We start from the raw sequence: 14,919 nt of genomic DNA on the forward strand, positions 1-14,919 counted from the left end.
AAGTGGGACCCCTAGCCCCCCATCTCCCTACTATCGAACTCCAGCAAACCCCGCTCGCTCAATTGCCTTTTGCCCTTGATCTGTAAGTAAAAGTTGAGCATAAGCTTCACCAACTTGCTGTGCCTGTCCATTGTTTTGCTTAATAATTACAAACAAGTTGGTAGTGATTGGATAACTGCCATTTTTGATGGCTTCAGTATTGATTTGGTTACGCTGACGTGGGCACTGGTCTGGTGTGACTAATGAGTCACGATAGGGCGAAATTAATTCAGTGGAAGTCAGACCTAATGCTAAAGGCTTAACGGTACATTGAGGAACTACTGCACGAGCTGAGGCGTAATATAGACCGCCAGGAATTTTACTGACTTGTCGTAATGCTTCTGTAGTTGAGGACACATACTTGACATTAGAACCAAGTGTTAGATTCTGCAAGTTTTGATTTTGAGAGAAGATAGCAGAATCTGCCTTTTCTAGACGTAGAGAGAAAGGAGTAATAGGCAAGTCTGGCCCGCCTACTTGTTTCCAATTAGTGATCTGTCCCAAATAAATTTGCTGCAACTGATCAACGGTTAAACCTGGCACTTGCAAAGATGGATTGACTACCACTGCAATACCATCAGTTCCAACTTGACGTTGTTCAAGGGTAAAGCCTCGTTGTTTGGCTAGAGAATATTCTGATTCTGTGAGGGGACGGGAAGACTGAGCAAAATCTAATTGCCCGTCTAGTAACATACGTATACCAGAACTAGAACTGGGAGTGCCATTATTGGGTTCTTGGTAGCGCAACTGTAATTCTGGGCGATCGCTTTGGATTTGTGAATCTACTAGTTGGCGAATCGGGGCCCAAGCTGTACTACCACCATAATTAACTGATGCAACTGGAAGATTAGCAACACTTTGAAAGTTAGATACAACAGGTGAAGCTGGATTAGAATTTGAACTGGTAGCAACAGTATTCTTACGAACCAATGTGTATGGTCTTAACAACCACCACGCAACTCCACCAAGAACTAAAATTGTCAATATTTTGCCAATAATTAAACCTCTCAGAAAGAGTGCGATTTCTCCGTTAAAAGGTATTCTTCTTTGGTTTGTATTGTCCATATCGATTGTTTTATTTGTTTTGTAAATTACAGGTTTGAAGCAATGAGTTGAGTGATGTTGTGTGCTATCTCTGGCATATAACCAAAGGCAATGAAGTGGTAGATGCAGAAGACTGAAAATTCTTAATAATCTCGTTTTTGAAGATGTAAATTATCTTTAACTGGTTCAAAAAATTGTTTGATAAATCTGAATGATTGATCAGGTTGATGCAAATTGAATATACTCGTTTGCAAGAACACATAAAGAATAAATATTATCAATAAACTAGTGCTAGCACCAAACCCCATTCCCATTAGTAAAATGTTTTTTTATTGGAAATATAATAATTTTGATGAGTTGTTTTGTCTTTGATTACACGTAATGAAGATAGTGATAAATCCCTAGTAGCCATGAGTGCTTGTAACGCTTCTAATGCTGACTGGTAGCGCTGGCTAGGGCGGACGCAAACCATTTTATCTATCACATTTGCGAGACTGTCACTGACCCTGGAGCGATCGCGCCAGATTATTTTTCCTGTATTGCGATCTTTTGGTATTTCGTTAGGTTTTAAACCAGTCAAAGCTTGAATACCAATTATGCCAACTGCATAAACATCACTGCTAAGTTCTGGTTTACCCTTGCTCTGTTCACTAGGCATATAGCCAGGAGTACCCACAGCAACCGTGGCACTAGTTTGTCCATGTTGATTTACTCCTAAAGTGCCAATTTCTTTAATACTTCCAAAATCAATTAGCACAACTTTCCCATCACTATGTCGTCGCATTAAATTTTGGGGCTTAATATCCCGATGAATAATGTTATTTTGGTGAACAAAAACTACTACTTCTAAAATTTCCTTTAATAGACTAAAAACAACATCTTCATTTAGACATATGCCTGGAGAAATTTCTTGGGTTAAGTCATGACCATCAACAAATTCCTGAACTAGATAGAAATCGCCATTTTCATCAAAGTGAGCAAATAAGCGGGGAACTTGGTCGTGATCGTCACCTAGTTGATATAAAACTTCTGCTTCTTTGGCAAATAAACTTTTAGCGATCGACACATGAACTGGATTTAGACCTTTGGGTTTGAAATGTTTAACTACACAATAAGGCCGCCCTGGTAAATCTAAATCAACAGCCAATGCACTGGCTATTTGCAAACAATCTGAGAACCTGCCAAACAATAGCGATTTGCAAAAGCTTGTGATTACGCAAGCTAAAAAGACTATTGAGCGTAAATGGTTGTCAGACGTTTCTACTACCCCATTGCAACAATCTGTTGCTGATTTAGGAGTTGCCTACAAAAACTTTTTTGATTCACTCAAGGGTAAACGAAAAGGTAAAAAAGTAGGTACGCCCAAGTTCAAAAAGAAGATGGGGAGACAATCTGCAAGGTTTACGCTCAATAGTTTTTCAATCAAAGCAGATGAAGTATATCTAGCCAAAATCGGCAATATTAATCCAATTTGGTCAAGACAATTACCATCTGCACCATCAAGCGTAACCGTCATTAAAGACTGCGCTAATCGCTATTTTCTCAGCTTTGTTGTAGAGATAGAACCTATTCATGTTGATGCCAAACACATCAGCATCGGCATTGATTTAGGACTCAAAACCTTTGCAGTGATGAGCAATGGGGGAAAAGCACTAAGTCCAAACTACTCAACTTTAGATAGGAAAATTCGTAAACTTCACAAGAAACTAGCGCGTCAACCAAAAGACTCAAAACGTAGAAACAGAACTCGAATTAAAATTGCAAAACTGCACAATCAAATTGCCGACACCCGCAAAGATTTCTTGCACAAGTTGTCAACCAAGATAGTTAACGACAACCAAGTAATTGTTTTGGAAGACTTAAATGTGTCAGGGATGGTTAACAACCGCAAGCTAGCAAGAGTAATTAGCTTACAAGGATGGCGAGAGTTTAGAACTCTTTGCCAGGCTAAATCTGAAAAGCTTAATCGCGATTTTAGAGTAATCAGTAGATGGGAACCCACTAGCCAGATTTGTTCTTGCTGTGGGTATCGCTGGGGCAAAATTGATTTGTCTGTTCGTTCAGTACTGTGCTTGAATTGCAACACTGAACACGACCGGGATGAGAATGCAGCTAAAAATATAAACAAAGTCGGGATAGGGCATTGCCACGACTCTAAACGGACACGGATCGACCGTAAGACTACAACCGTAGCAAGTTGAAATGATGTGTCAAGAATCCCCGCGCGTTCACGCCGGGGAGTATGTCAAGAGTCAAGGCTATCATTGGTTTCTTTAACTTGAATGTTTAAGTTAGGTAATCCCTCTAACTTTTCTGGAGGAGGGAGTTCTTCTTCTAACAAAGGTACAAAAACTTTTAAACTTGCTGGTATGCACTCAATTTCAACTGGAGTTTTCCCTAAAATTTCACCATCAACAACAACTTTTTGAGGTGGGTCGGTTGTGATTTTAAATTTTTGCGATCGCAGATAACCAATATCATTTCTTTCTGCTGGGCTACCCGCAGAAGCTGTCTGAAATAAGTGAAATGTAGCTGCGATCGCAGCTGCTCTATTAGCCGGGGCTACTATAGTTAAATCCAGCAATCCATCATCTACAATCAGTCCGGCTGGTCCCTGGGCTAAAACGGATGTAGCAGGTGCAGCATTTGCTACTGTTACTGCTGCTGCACAAGTGGAAATTACCTTATCTTCGGTTTCAATTTCTACATCAAATGACTGTAATTCACTTAATTGTTTAAATCCAGCTATGATGTAAGCCAAAAAACCAAAACGATTTTTCGCTTCCCGGTCTGCTTTTTCTACGGTTTCGGCTTCAAAGCCAATACCTGTCAGCAGTACCATCGGAGAACCGTTGCAAGTGGCGGTATCTACAATCCGCGTCCCACCCTGCAAAATTGTTTTGCAAGCGCCTTCAATTGTGTCTGGTATGCCTAAAGCTGTGGCAAAGGCGTTTGCTGTTCCACGAGAAATGATACCAAACGGAATATCACTACCTACTACAGCCGCAGCCGCAGCCGAGAGAGTGCCATCTCCTCCAGAAGCAATGATGGCTTCTACTCCTCTTTTCACTGCGTTGTGGGCTAGTTCATCGGCAGAGATTTCTTCAGTTGTGAAGCGAATATCCAGGTCGATTTCTGGCTCTAAGATCGCTCGAATTTGTGCCAACTCTTGCTCTGAGTCGCCCTGACCTGCAACTGGATTAAATATGAGGCAGGCTGAACGTTTCATATATTGAGATAATTATAGTTCGTAAAGTTATCAAATTAATTCCTAACGTATCCGTAAAATTAAAGCTTCCCCCTTACGATAGGATTTTTAGTAATGAAGACCAAAGGAAGAAGGCAGCTATGCTGAAGGATACCCATGCTTAAAAGCCTTGTCTTTACCCACTTTTTGTAATAGTCGAAGTTCGCCCTCTCGTGTTGTAACGCCGGTGAACTTCTGTTCACCGGGCAATAGCCTAAGTCCACTTCAAGTGGACTGAAGTTTTTGTTGAGTCTACTTCCGTAGAGAATTTATAAAGATGTGGGTAACGTACAAGGCTTAAAAGCATGGGATTGAACTAAGAACGCTTTATACCTTCACTCTGTAAGTGTGGCTCTAAACCTACAACTTTAGTTCTCTTGTATACCTTTAAATACCATCTGCCCTCTGCCTTCTGCCTTTCCTGATAGAAAACCCTGCAACAAACAACAAAACTTGTAAAGATACGTAAAGCTAAAAAAAGAAACTTAATGGCAATGGGCAGAGTGCAACGCCGAACGTCACCCACTGCGGTAGTCTAGATGAAGTGAATTTATCTCTGCCGTTTGACATACTGCTTTATGACATCAGTGGTTTCCAGTCCGAGCCGTACAATCCGCATTGGTTCTCGTAAAAGCCAACTTGCTCTAATTCAGACTTATTGGGTACAAGAACAACTGCAAAAAAGCTTTCCCGATATTACTTTTGAAGTCCACACTATGGCCACTCATGGCGACAAAATCTTGGATGTGGCATTAGCCAAGATAGGTGATAAAGGACTGTTTACCAAAGAACTCGAACTGGGAATGATTAATCAGGAGATTGACTTTGCTGTTCATTCTCTCAAGGATCTGCCAACTCGCTTACCAGAGGGTTTAGTTCTAGCAGCAATCACAGAACGAGAAAATCCCGCCGATGCGCTTGTGGTGCATGAAAAGCACAAAGACAAGCAAATTGACACCCTACCAGAAGGCGCGGTAATTGGTACATCTTCTCTGCGTCGCTTAGCACAGTTACGCCATCGCTATCCCCATTTCACATTTAAAGATGTGCGTGGTAACTTGAACACACGCATGGCTAAACTAGATGCTGGTGAGTACGACGCTTTGATTTTGGCAGTCGCTGGATTGCAACGTTTGGGAATGGGCGATCGCATTCATCAAGTTCTCCCCAAAGAAGTTTCTCTACATGCTGTTGGACAAGGTGCATTAGGTATTGAATGCCGTGCTGAAGATACAGAATTGATATCCTTACTCAAAGCCATCGAACACCCAGAAACACGCGATCGCTGTTTGGCTGAACGCGCTTTCTTACGGGAACTAGAAGGCGGTTGTCAAGTACCCATTGGTGTAAACACTGAAATTAATGGTAATAATTTGACCTTGACAGGAATCGTCGCTAGTGTCGATGGTCAAAAAGTTGTCAAAGACACCATTTCCGGCGAAACCAAAGACGCAGAACAGCTAGGCACACAACTAGCCAAGCAAATGCGGGGACAAGGAGCGCAGGAAATTTTGGATCAAATCTTTGCGGAAATCCAACGTGGTTCTTAAATCAGTAAACAGTTATCAGTTATCAGTGAACAGTTACATCTAATGTAAATTCACACTGCAAAATAGCATGTCTTTTGCCAACAGTCTAATCGTTTTTGGATAAACGACCACCAAATTATGACTCAATGCACACGAATAATCTATCTATGTGTATCTGTGTCCATCGGTGGTCGATTTCTCAAACATAAAACTTGTTGTGTTTTGAATTCAGATTAGGCATCAGTGAGAAAAATGACAACTGACAACTGATAACTGTTATTGTGATGATATTAAGAAAGATTACAGTTGCTAAGCAGGTCTAGCAGATTTGGCTAACAGTTTAGCAAAGGAAATTTTAACACGTAGGTAAATTCGGGGAAGCAAAAATTACCATGCGGATTCTATTTGTTGCAGCAGAGGCAGCTCCCGTTGCAAAAGTTGGCGGAATGGGTGATGTAGTCGGGGCACTACCTAAAGTCCTGAGAAAAATGGGGCATGATGTGCGGATTTTCATGCCTTACTACGGTTTTCTGCCAGACAAAATGGAGATTCCCAAAGACCCCATTTGGCACGGATATGCCATGTTCCAGGACTTTTTAGTTTATGAAAGTGTTCTACCTGGTACTGATGTGCCACTGTATCTATTTGGACATCCAGCTTTTTGGCCCCGTCGCATCTATTCTGGAGACGATGAAGACTGGCGGTTTACCTTGTTTGCTAATGGAGCAGCCGAGTTTTGCTGGAATTACTGGAAGCCAGAAATTGTTCATTGTCACGACTGGCACACAGGTATGATTCCTGTTTGGATGCACCAGTCTCCTGATATCACCACTGTGTTTACAATTCATAACCTGGCGTATCAAGGGCCCTGGCGGTGGTATTTGGAGAAAATTACCTGGTGTCCCTGGTATATGCAAGGACACAACACAATGGCTGCTGCGGTGCAATATGCCGACAGGGTGACAACTGTTTCCCCGACTTATGCTGAACAAATCAAGACGCCTGCTTACGGTGAAACTTTAGAAGGTTTAATGTCCTTCATTAGTGGAAAATTATCTGGGATTGTCAATGGTATTGATACTGAAGTTTACGACCCAGCAACTGATAAATACATTGCCCAAAACTTTACCAGCAACACCCTAGAAAAGCGCAAAGCGAATAAAGTTGCTTTGCAAGAAGAAGTAGGGTTAGAAGTTAACTCTAGTGCCTTTTTGGTGGGGATGGTGACGCGCCTAGTAGAACAAAAAGGCATTGATTTGGTGTTGAATATTCTGGATCGGTTTATGTCTTATACCGATGCCCAGTTTATTGTATTGGGTACAGGCGATCGCTACTACGAAAGCCAATTGTGGCAGATGGCTTCTCGCTTCCCTGGACGGATGAAAACTTATTTACTTTATAATGATGCCCTAGCCCGTCGTATCTATGCTGGTTCTGATGCTTTCTTGATGCCTAGCCGTTTTGAACCCTGCGGTATTAGCCAAATGATGGCTTTACGCTACGGTTCTGTACCCATTGTCCGCCGCACTGGAGGATTAGTAGACACTGTATCGCACCATGTACCCATGCATCATAGTGGTACTGGTTATTGTTTTGACCGCTACGAGCCGTTGGATTTATTCACTTGTATGGTTCGTGCTTGGGAAGGCTTTCAATACAAAGATTACTGGCAAGATTTACAAAAACGTGGCATGAGCCAGGATTTTAGTTGGTATCGCTCAGCTAAACAGTATGAGAAGCTGTATCGGTCGATACTTGGCTTGCCGGAAGAAGAGGAACAAAAAGAACCAGAAACGGAACAAGCTGATTTGGTTTTGAAATCTTGATCGAAAAATAGAGATTTACTGAATTAAGAGGGGACATTAGCTATCTAATCCACTCCTCTTTTCTGTAAGGATTGCAGTGTTTTAAGTGCCTCTTCTACATGACCTTTAAAGTTGAATTGAGAGTTGAAAATGTTCCGTACAACTCCATTCTGGTCTATCACGTAAGTGACACGACCAGGAAGAAGACCAAGAGTCGCTGGGACACCGTAAAGTTTGCGAACCTGGTTACTTGTGTCACTTAATAAGGTGAAGGGTAGCTGGTGCTTGTTAGCAAATTTTTGGTGAGACTCTGGGGAGTCGCCACTAATACCAATAACCTCAGCACCAGCATCCTGGAAGACTTCATACTGGTCTCTGAAGGCACACGACTCTGCTGTACATCCTGGCGTATCGTCCTTAGGATAGAAATAAAGGACGACACATTTTTGACCACGATAATTACTGATGCTAACTAGTGAACCAGACTGGGAGGGCAGGGTAAAATCGGGAGCAATATCTCCAACTTTGACTGACATATGTGTTAAGCGAAAAACTTAAATATGGCCAATATTTAATTATCCGGGTTTACTATATCACAGCTAAGAAACTGGTTCGTTGTTGCAAAAAGCAAGTTTTCAACTAGCACGATAAGCGAGGCGCAGACTCTGCACAAGAATAATTAAAGAAGCGATCGCCATCAAAGCTCCCCAAAACCAGTAAGGTAAAAATAATTGTTGCTGAATTTGGGCTGTATCAGATAACCCTAATGGCCCTGCACTGTAGCTAAATAAATAATCGAGTTGGTGATAGGTACTTACACAAGCTTGTACACCCAAAAATTGCACAGCAAATCCCTGCAACCAACGTGGTGCTTTCAAACCAGTACCCAGAATAATTAAACCCAGTAAGGGAATTGCTATTAATCCAAATAGGGATCTGACCCAAATTACTGTTGATAGTAGTAAAAAACTACCTAATATTTTTAAACTCCACGAAGCAGTCTTAAAACTCCGGGAAGCCAAGATTAAAGCTGCACCAGCAATAGGTGGCCCCATTGGCCCAGCCGCTGCAACTACAGCGCGACTAAGAGACCCTAGTAATAATCCACCGTTATAGCTATAATATGCGATACCAGAGCCATTGGAAAAAATCAGTAATTGTTGAAAATTACCGCCCAAAATTAAGGCCATCAAGCCATGAGCCATTTCATGAAACCAAGTCGCTAGGATAGTAAACGGGTATAAAATATAATTCCCTGCGGGAACTTGCCACAGGATGATGGTCGCGATCGCCGCTCCTATTAGCCAGGTAAGCCCCATGCGTTCAACTTCTGGTGGGGCTTCTTTAGCTAATAAGGGTTGATGTTCTTTGTTTGATTCCCTCATGGGTTATCCGCTAATAGGATTTTGGATTTTGGATTTTAGATTTTGGATTTTGCCCAGTAATAAAGTTATTTAAAAGTCGTCCACCTCAAATGTTGAAGTTGCTTTTGTATCTATCTTAGCTGCTTGGTGAGAGTGGGGGTGGGGAGATGGGGAGATGGGGAACTCACCGGTCCCCACGACCGACAGGGAGGAGCCAGTGCGGTGGACGGGTTTCCCGGCATAAAGCACCTGGCGTTGGGGATTAGGGGCAGTGGGGAGATGGGGGGCTAGGGGTCCCCACTTTGTGGGGTTGGGGGGCAATGGGGAGTGTGAGGAGTGTGAGGAGTGTGAGGAGTAGAGAAATAATTATTAACAACTAACCACCAACAACTAACCACCAACAACTAACCACTAACAACTAACCGCCAACAACTAACCGCCAACAACTAACCGCCAACAACTAACCACTAACAACTAACAACTAACAACTAACCACTAACAACTAACCACCAACAACTAACTACTAACTGTTCACCTTTTCCTGGGTAAACTTTCAATTTCTTGATCTGCTTGTTCTCCAATCTCTGTTTCTCTTTCCGTATTTATGAGGGTTGACAAGCAACGCTGGGACTTGGTGACTGGTGTTGTTGTCGGTATTCCTAAACGAATTTGAATTTGCGGTCCGGAACGAGCAAGGCGGAGGATAACCCCATCGGTAACTGGCACTCTCACAATTGCTTCCCCATCTACATAAGTTCCATTCGCACCTAAATTGACGACTTCCCAGCCATTATCCACTCGTCTTAATTCTAGATGGCGTCGGGAAACCACAGCACTATACAGAACAACATGGTTATCCGCCGCTCGTCCGATCAAAATGGCTGGTTCGTCGTCTGCAAAAGTCCAGCTTTGGGCTGGAATAGGTTGTAGTGGGTGCAAGAGGATAAGTGTAATCACGAGCTAGGCTTGTATCAATTCTCCTCCACTATAACTGACCATTTAGGAGATTTGAAATATGAATGTCACCAGATCCCCTTTACCTAGACTGATGCGATCGCCTGGTCTCAAACGATGCCTGTTTCCAGGTAATAAGGGCAAATTATTGATGTATGTGCCGTTAGAACTGCCTACATCTTCTATATAATAAGCATCTCCCTCAACACGAATATCTGAGTGTATGCGCGAAACAATTTCTGAGTTGGGGAAGCCAGAAACATCCACATCGGGTGGAATCCGGTCATTAGGTTTACCGATATGAATTACAGACAGATTCTGTGGCAATTCAATTTGCCTATCTGTTTGGACATGGACAAGCCGTGCTGTTACTTGCTGTAATTGTGTTCTAGAAGTAGGTGATGGTGCTACGGGTTGTGGGGGTGGCGGTGGCGGTGGCGCGGGTTGTGATGCTGGCTGACTTTCACTTGCTAGTACTGGACTCTCTTGTTCGGCAGCTACTGGTGGTGGGGCTGCAACGGTTGGAGGTGGTACAGCAGCCGGTGGTTCTGGGGGTGCAGGTGGTGGAGACGGGCTAGTTTCCTCAGCATTAAAAGCTGGAATTGGAGGTGGTGGTGGGCTGCTTTCTACTGAAGGAAATGCTACAGCTGTTGGTGGCAAAGGTGGCGAGTCAGGCGTGGTGTAGCTGGCAGATCCACTTACTGGCGCAGGTTGTGGTTGTACAAGTGGATCAGGTGAAACTAACGGTTGTACTTCCACAGGAATGTCAGGTGCTACAGTTGCTGCGACTGGCGTTACAGTACCTGTACGCAGGTGATAGCCACACTGCCCGCAAAAAGAAGCATCTGCCTGCACGGTTGCCCCACAACTAGGACAGTTAGTAGTCGCTGGTAAGGGGGTATAGCAAGCTTCACACTGGGTAGCGCCATCAGGGTTGTGGTGATTGCAGTTAGGGCAGACGATCATGGAAATTAAACCTTTGTTTTAGGTCATCGTACAATAGTGCTGGCAAGCAGAGGCACAACTCTAGCTTCCGATTTTAACAATTACTTTTGAAGGCAGGAGGCAGAGGGCAGGAGGCAGGAGGCAGAGGGCAGGAGGCAGGAGGCAGAGGGCAGGAGGCAGAAGGCAGAGGGATAAATTAATTCTTCATCCTTCATAATTCATAATTCATCCCTTCACAATCCATCCTTCATAATTCATAATTCATCCCTTCACAATCCATCCTTCATAATTCATAATTTAATTTCATCACCTGCCGCTGCATCCAGCAACCACCAAAGTTCTCCCTGGGGTTGAATGAGGCGGGATGGATAAGTAAAGTTATCTGCTTGTGGTGCGAAAACTTGAGCGAGGGCTGGTTTTTTGTTTGCGCCAGCAACCACGAAAATAACGCATCTGGCCGCATTAATAAATGGATAGGTAAAGGTAATACGGGGATTACCATCTTTGTTGCCTACGGTAATTAAGCGATCGCGTACTTTTAATGCTTCTGTGTGTGGGAACAAAGAAGCAGTATGTGCATCATCGCCCATGCCCAGCAAAATCACATCCAAAGCCGGAAATTCTCCGGGTTGACAATGAAAAAACTCTTGCAGTTCCTGTTCGTGTTTAGCCGCAGATACTGCTGGATCACCTTCAGTTGTGGGTACAGCATGAATGTTAGCTGCTGGTATATCCACGCGATCTAACCAAGCACGACGCGCCATACCTTCATTACTATCTGGATGATCGGGCGGGACGTAACGCTCATCCCCCCAAAAGACATGAATTTTATCCCAAGGGAGATTTTGGGTAGCGATCGCTTCGTACAATGGCTTGGGTGTACTGCCGCCAGATAGGGCGATGGTGAATCTTCCTCGCTGTGCAATTGCAGCGTTAATTTGCGAGAGGATCAATTCTTTAGCCCGCGCTATGAGCGCTTTTTGATCTGGTAAAACCTCAATTTTTCTTGTCATCGCTTCCTCATAATATAGGCGATTTCCAGCATTACCATACCGAAATTACTCACTTCATGAAGTCAATGGTCAATGGTCGATGGTCATTTGTAAAAACTCTGGACAATTGACAATTGACCCTGGACTTTGGACTTCCTGAAGGGTTTAACACTTGTTTATTCAAACCAATTACGGCAATTTAATAAAATCTTGCCGAATCTTAATAAAAATCATCAGTAACAATGACAGTGAACAGTTATTAAAAACTGATAACTGATAACTGTTCACTGATATATTTGATGCCAATCAGCGATCGCTTCTCGTTGGGCAGCTAATAAGTTTTGAATTCCTTTTTCAGCAAAATCTAAAAGCTGATTCAGCTGGGAACGGCTAAAACAGCCTTCTTCCGCAGTTCCTTGAGCTTCAATAATTCCTAAGTGCTGATTCATTACCACATTAAAATCTACTGTAGCGGCAACATCTTCAATGTAGTTCAAATCTAAAAAAGGCTCTCCTTGTAATAAGCCTACAGAAACAGCTGCTACCTGTCCAACAAGGGGCGATCGCTCTAAAACCCCCTGCTGCAATAACTTAGAAATTGCGTGTGCAAGAGCTACAAAACCGCCTGTAATCGCTGTGGTTCTAGTGCCGGCATCTGCTTGCAAAACATCTGCGTCCACAGTCAGCGTACGTTCTCCCAGTAATTCTAAATCTACTGCTGCTCGTAGACTACGTCCGATTAAACGTTGAATTTCCTGAGTTCGTCCAGATAATTTCAAAAATTCTCGTTCTTGCCTTTGGTGAGTAGCAGTAGGTAACATGCGGTACTCAGCAGTGAGCCAACCTTTGCCAGTACCAGCAAGAAACTTAGGGACTCCTTCAATCACGCTGACATTACACAGCACTTTCGTCTCACCAGCAATTGCCAAAACAGAACCACAGGCAAAGCGAGTAAAGTCTTGATAAAAGGTAACGGGACGGAGTTCATAAGGTTGCCGACCGTCTGGACGCTGCCAAACCATTGCAGTAGCCTCAAATTTTATAAGACACTGCTTTCAGAGTATCCTTTCAAGTCACACTTTGAATAAATTTAAACAACTATCTAAGGATTGGGGAGTGTGGGGAGGTGGGGAGTGTGGGGAGTGTGAGGAGTGTGAGGAGTGTGGGGAGTGTGAGCAGAATAAATAGTGACAAATGACCACTAACCACTAATGTAGAGAGGCGAGGAACATCGCGTCTCTACCTACTAACAACCAACAACCAACAACCAACAATCAACAATCAACAATCAACAACCAACAACCAACAACCAACAACCAACAACCAACAATCAACAACCAACAACCAACAACCAACAACCAACAACCAACAACCAACAACCAACAACCAACAACCAACAACCAACAACCAACAATCAACAACCAACAATCAACAACCAACAACCAACAACCAACAACCAACAACCAACAACCAACCACTAACTTAACAAACAGAAAGCAGACTCATAATACTGTGTAGCACCATTTCTGGTGATTGGTCGCCGTTAATAGTTAGGAGGCGGCGGCGACGGTCGTAATATTCCAAGATCGGGATGGTGCGATCGTAAAATAACTCAACACGACGTTGGACAATTTCTGGTTGATCATCTGGAAGAGAACGCCCCAAAGCACGGCTAACCATAACAGCTTGTGGTACTTGTAGATAAATTGCCCAGGTTAATTGTTGTCCTAACTGATCCAATAAAAAATCTAATTCTTCTGCTTGAAAGGCTGTACGAGGATAACCTTCTAACACCCAACCACGTTTAGCGTCAGGCTGCTTGAGTTGATTCAGGATAAATTCAATAATCACCTCATCTGGCACTAACTCCCCTGTTGCCATATATGGTTGTGCAAAGCGATCCAAGTTGGTAAAGTTAGCAATTGCTTGACGCAATAGTTCACCTGTTGCAATCAAAGGGATTTCCAATTGAGTACATAGCTTGTGCGCTTGAGTACTTTTCCCAGATCCTGAACCTCCCACAATCACTAATCTCACAACACTAAACTCCTAGTCTTGTCAATTTCACAACTGTCTAAGTCTGTTTTGCTGAGTTAAAAAAAATTTAATATCTGAAAAATTTCGGAATTTTTCAGAAGATTTAGCAATTTACCTAATTTTTTCTTTTGATTGAAACTTTAAAATGTGTGTTTTAATTTTTACCAATATTTTCATAAGTCGAACCAAAAATAAAATCTTCACAAACCTTGACTTCAATACATAGGTAGTGTTTGACTAAGAATGCAACTTGCCAAATAAACTACACATCTTAAAAATAGTTTGATTATACAAGCAGACTTACTAGAACAAACCTCCGCGAAAACGCTTTAATCTATTGTATTTTTTTATATTCAATTATGGTTGTCCAGCTAGAAACCCCAAACGAAAATTTGACACTCAGCCTACCATACTCGATAGAAGGACTAGTACAAGTTTTCACGAGTACGCATCGTAGTTTTTTTACTAGTGTTATGGCTCAAGCACTGAGAATCGCTGGTCAAGGTACGCCAGTGTTAGTGGTGCAATTTCTCAAAGGAGGCATAAATCAAGGACATCAACGGCCGATTAGGTTGGGACAAAATTTAGATTGGATTCGTTGTGATTTACCTCGTTGTATCGATACACCACACCTCGACGAAAGCGAAGCTCAAGCCTTACAAAAGTTGTGGCAACATACACAAAAGGTCGTATGTGAAACTAAGTATTCTCTCGTTGTCCTAGATGAGTTAAGTTTAGCGATTAACTTTGGCTTGATTCCAGAAACGGAAGTTCTAGCCTTTTTGGCAAAACGTCCTGCTCATGTCGATATCATTCTCACAGGGCCAGATATGCCCAAGTCGATTCTAGAGGTGGCAGATCAAATCACAGAGATCCGTCGCAGTCATCAACCTTGAGGTGAATGGGAATAGGGGATTTAGTGGTTTGTGTCATTCGTTCTGACTCTTTGCGAGGGGTCAGATC

15 protein-coding genes are annotated in these 14,919 nt (G+C 42.8%); 4 read left to right on the forward strand and 11 right to left on the reverse strand.

The window, feature by feature from the left end; translation table 11 throughout:
• Positions 1-30: 30 nt before the first annotated feature.
• Positions 31-1,104: a PstS family phosphate ABC transporter substrate-binding protein gene (locus UYI_RS0125550; RefSeq protein WP_016869528.1), complete on the reverse strand. Its 1,074-nt coding sequence runs from the start codon at positions 1,102-1,104 to the stop codon at positions 31-33.
• A 292-nt stretch (positions 1,105-1,396) separates the two neighbouring features.
• Complete coding sequence (locus tag UYI_RS33430) at positions 1,397-2,248, reverse strand: serine/threonine-protein kinase (RefSeq protein ID WP_016869530.1); 852 nt, start codon at positions 2,246-2,248, stop codon at positions 1,397-1,399.
• Positions 2,249-2,261: 13 nt separating this feature from the next.
• On the opposite strand from UYI_RS33430, the gene UYI_RS0125565 reads away from it, so the two are divergent.
• On the forward strand, positions 2,262-3,284 hold the full coding sequence (locus tag UYI_RS0125565; RefSeq protein WP_051035584.1) for an RNA-guided endonuclease InsQ/TnpB family protein: 1,023 nt from the start codon (positions 2,262-2,264) through the stop codon (positions 3,282-3,284).
• 44 nt (positions 3,285-3,328) lie between these two features.
• Here UYI_RS0125565 and UYI_RS0125570 read toward each other — a convergent pair whose 3' ends face one another.
• A complete protein-coding gene (locus UYI_RS0125570; protein ID WP_016869532.1) occupies positions 3,329-4,312 on the reverse strand; it encodes a YegS/Rv2252/BmrU family lipid kinase in 984 nt (327 codons plus the stop codon).
• Positions 4,313-4,908: 596 nt separating this feature from the next.
• Here UYI_RS0125570 and hemC point away from each other — a divergent pair.
• Both hemC and glgA read left to right on the forward strand, forming a co-directional pair.
• Complete coding sequence (gene hemC / locus UYI_RS0125575; protein WP_016869533.1) at positions 4,909-5,880, forward strand: hydroxymethylbilane synthase; 972 nt, start codon at positions 4,909-4,911, stop codon at positions 5,878-5,880.
• A 371-nt stretch (positions 5,881-6,251) separates the two neighbouring features.
• Complete coding sequence (gene glgA / locus UYI_RS0125580) at positions 6,252-7,685, forward strand: glycogen synthase GlgA (RefSeq protein WP_016869534.1); 1,434 nt, start codon at positions 6,252-6,254, stop codon at positions 7,683-7,685.
• A 44-nt stretch (positions 7,686-7,729) separates the two neighbouring features.
• Here the strand turns inward: glgA and UYI_RS0125585 are convergent, their stop codons facing one another.
• The 8 genes from UYI_RS0125585 to UYI_RS0125625 all read right to left on the reverse strand — a co-directional run bounded on the left by UYI_RS0125585 (position 7,730) and on the right by UYI_RS0125625 (position 13,956).
• Positions 7,730-8,200 carry a peroxiredoxin gene (locus UYI_RS0125585; protein WP_016869535.1) on the reverse strand — a complete coding sequence of 157 codons (471 nt, stop codon included), beginning with the start codon at positions 8,198-8,200 and terminating at the stop codon, positions 7,730-7,732.
• Positions 8,201-8,299: 99 nt separating this feature from the next.
• Positions 8,300-9,049, reverse strand: coding sequence for a M50 family metallopeptidase (locus UYI_RS0125590; protein WP_016869536.1), 750 nt, complete (start codon positions 9,047-9,049; stop codon positions 8,300-8,302).
• A gap of 510 nt (positions 9,050-9,559) precedes the next feature.
• Positions 9,560-9,985 (reverse strand): FHA domain-containing protein, encoded by a 426-nt coding sequence (locus tag UYI_RS0125600; RefSeq protein ID WP_016869538.1) that lies wholly within the window; start codon positions 9,983-9,985, stop codon positions 9,560-9,562.
• A 42-nt stretch (positions 9,986-10,027) separates the two neighbouring features.
• Entirely contained in the window at positions 10,028-10,948 is a 921-nt protein-coding gene (locus tag UYI_RS0125605) for an FHA domain-containing protein (RefSeq protein WP_016869539.1), read from the reverse strand.
• Between the two features lie 269 nt (positions 10,949-11,217).
• Entirely contained in the window at positions 11,218-11,940 is a 723-nt protein-coding gene (pgl, locus tag UYI_RS0125610) for a 6-phosphogluconolactonase (protein ID WP_016869540.1), read from the reverse strand.
• Between the two features lie 263 nt (positions 11,941-12,203).
• Positions 12,204-12,941, reverse strand: coding sequence for a ribonuclease PH (gene rph, locus UYI_RS0125615; RefSeq protein ID WP_016869541.1), 738 nt, complete (start codon positions 12,939-12,941; stop codon positions 12,204-12,206).
• 252 nt (positions 12,942-13,193) lie between these two features.
• Complete coding sequence (locus UYI_RS0125620; protein WP_016869542.1) at positions 13,194-13,397, reverse strand: hypothetical protein; 204 nt, start codon at positions 13,395-13,397, stop codon at positions 13,194-13,196.
• Positions 13,398-13,401: 4 nt separating this feature from the next.
• Complete coding sequence (locus UYI_RS0125625; RefSeq protein WP_016869543.1) at positions 13,402-13,956, reverse strand: adenylate kinase family protein; 555 nt, start codon at positions 13,954-13,956, stop codon at positions 13,402-13,404.
• A 359-nt stretch (positions 13,957-14,315) separates the two neighbouring features.
• On the opposite strand from UYI_RS0125625, the gene UYI_RS0125630 reads away from it, so the two are divergent.
• Positions 14,316-14,852 carry a P-loop NTPase family protein gene (locus tag UYI_RS0125630; RefSeq protein ID WP_016869544.1) on the forward strand — a complete coding sequence of 179 codons (537 nt, stop codon included), beginning with the start codon at positions 14,316-14,318 and terminating at the stop codon, positions 14,850-14,852.
• The last annotated feature ends 67 nt before the right edge of the window (positions 14,853-14,919 follow it).

Origin of the sequence: Fischerella muscicola PCC 7414 (genome assembly GCF_000317205.1) — a bacterium.
Classification (GTDB): Bacteria; Cyanobacteriota; Cyanobacteriia; order Cyanobacteriales; family Nostocaceae; genus Fischerella; species Fischerella muscicola.

What these genes read in the sequence shown, in the direction of transcription:
- UYI_RS0125550 (WP_016869528.1), bottom strand. Translation starts at nt 1,104, where the DNA reads ATGGACAATACAAACCAAAGAAGAATACCTTTTAACGGAGAAATCGCA.
- UYI_RS0125570 (WP_016869532.1), bottom strand. Translation starts at nt 4,312, where the DNA reads ATGAAACGTTCAGCCTGCCTCATATTTAATCCAGTTGCAGGTCAGGGC.
- hemC (WP_016869533.1), top strand. Translation starts at nt 4,909, where the DNA reads ATGACATCAGTGGTTTCCAGTCCGAGCCGTACAATCCGCATTGGTTCT.
- glgA (WP_016869534.1), top strand. Translation starts at nt 6,252, where the DNA reads ATGCGGATTCTATTTGTTGCAGCAGAGGCAGCTCCCGTTGCAAAAGTT.
- UYI_RS0125585 (WP_016869535.1), bottom strand. Translation starts at nt 8,200, where the DNA reads ATGTCAGTCAAAGTTGGAGATATTGCTCCCGATTTTACCCTGCCCTCC.
- UYI_RS0125590 (WP_016869536.1), bottom strand. Translation starts at nt 9,049, where the DNA reads ATGAGGGAATCAAACAAAGAACATCAACCCTTATTAGCTAAAGAAGCC.
- UYI_RS0125605 (WP_016869539.1), bottom strand. Translation starts at nt 10,948, where the DNA reads ATGATCGTCTGCCCTAACTGCAATCACCACAACCCTGATGGCGCTACC.
- pgl (WP_016869540.1), bottom strand. Translation starts at nt 11,940, where the DNA reads ATGACAAGAAAAATTGAGGTTTTACCAGATCAAAAAGCGCTCATAGCG.
- rph (WP_016869541.1), bottom strand. Translation starts at nt 12,941, where the DNA reads ATGGTTTGGCAGCGTCCAGACGGTCGGCAACCTTATGAACTCCGTCCC.
- UYI_RS0125630 (WP_016869544.1), top strand. Translation starts at nt 14,316, where the DNA reads ATGGTTGTCCAGCTAGAAACCCCAAACGAAAATTTGACACTCAGCCTA.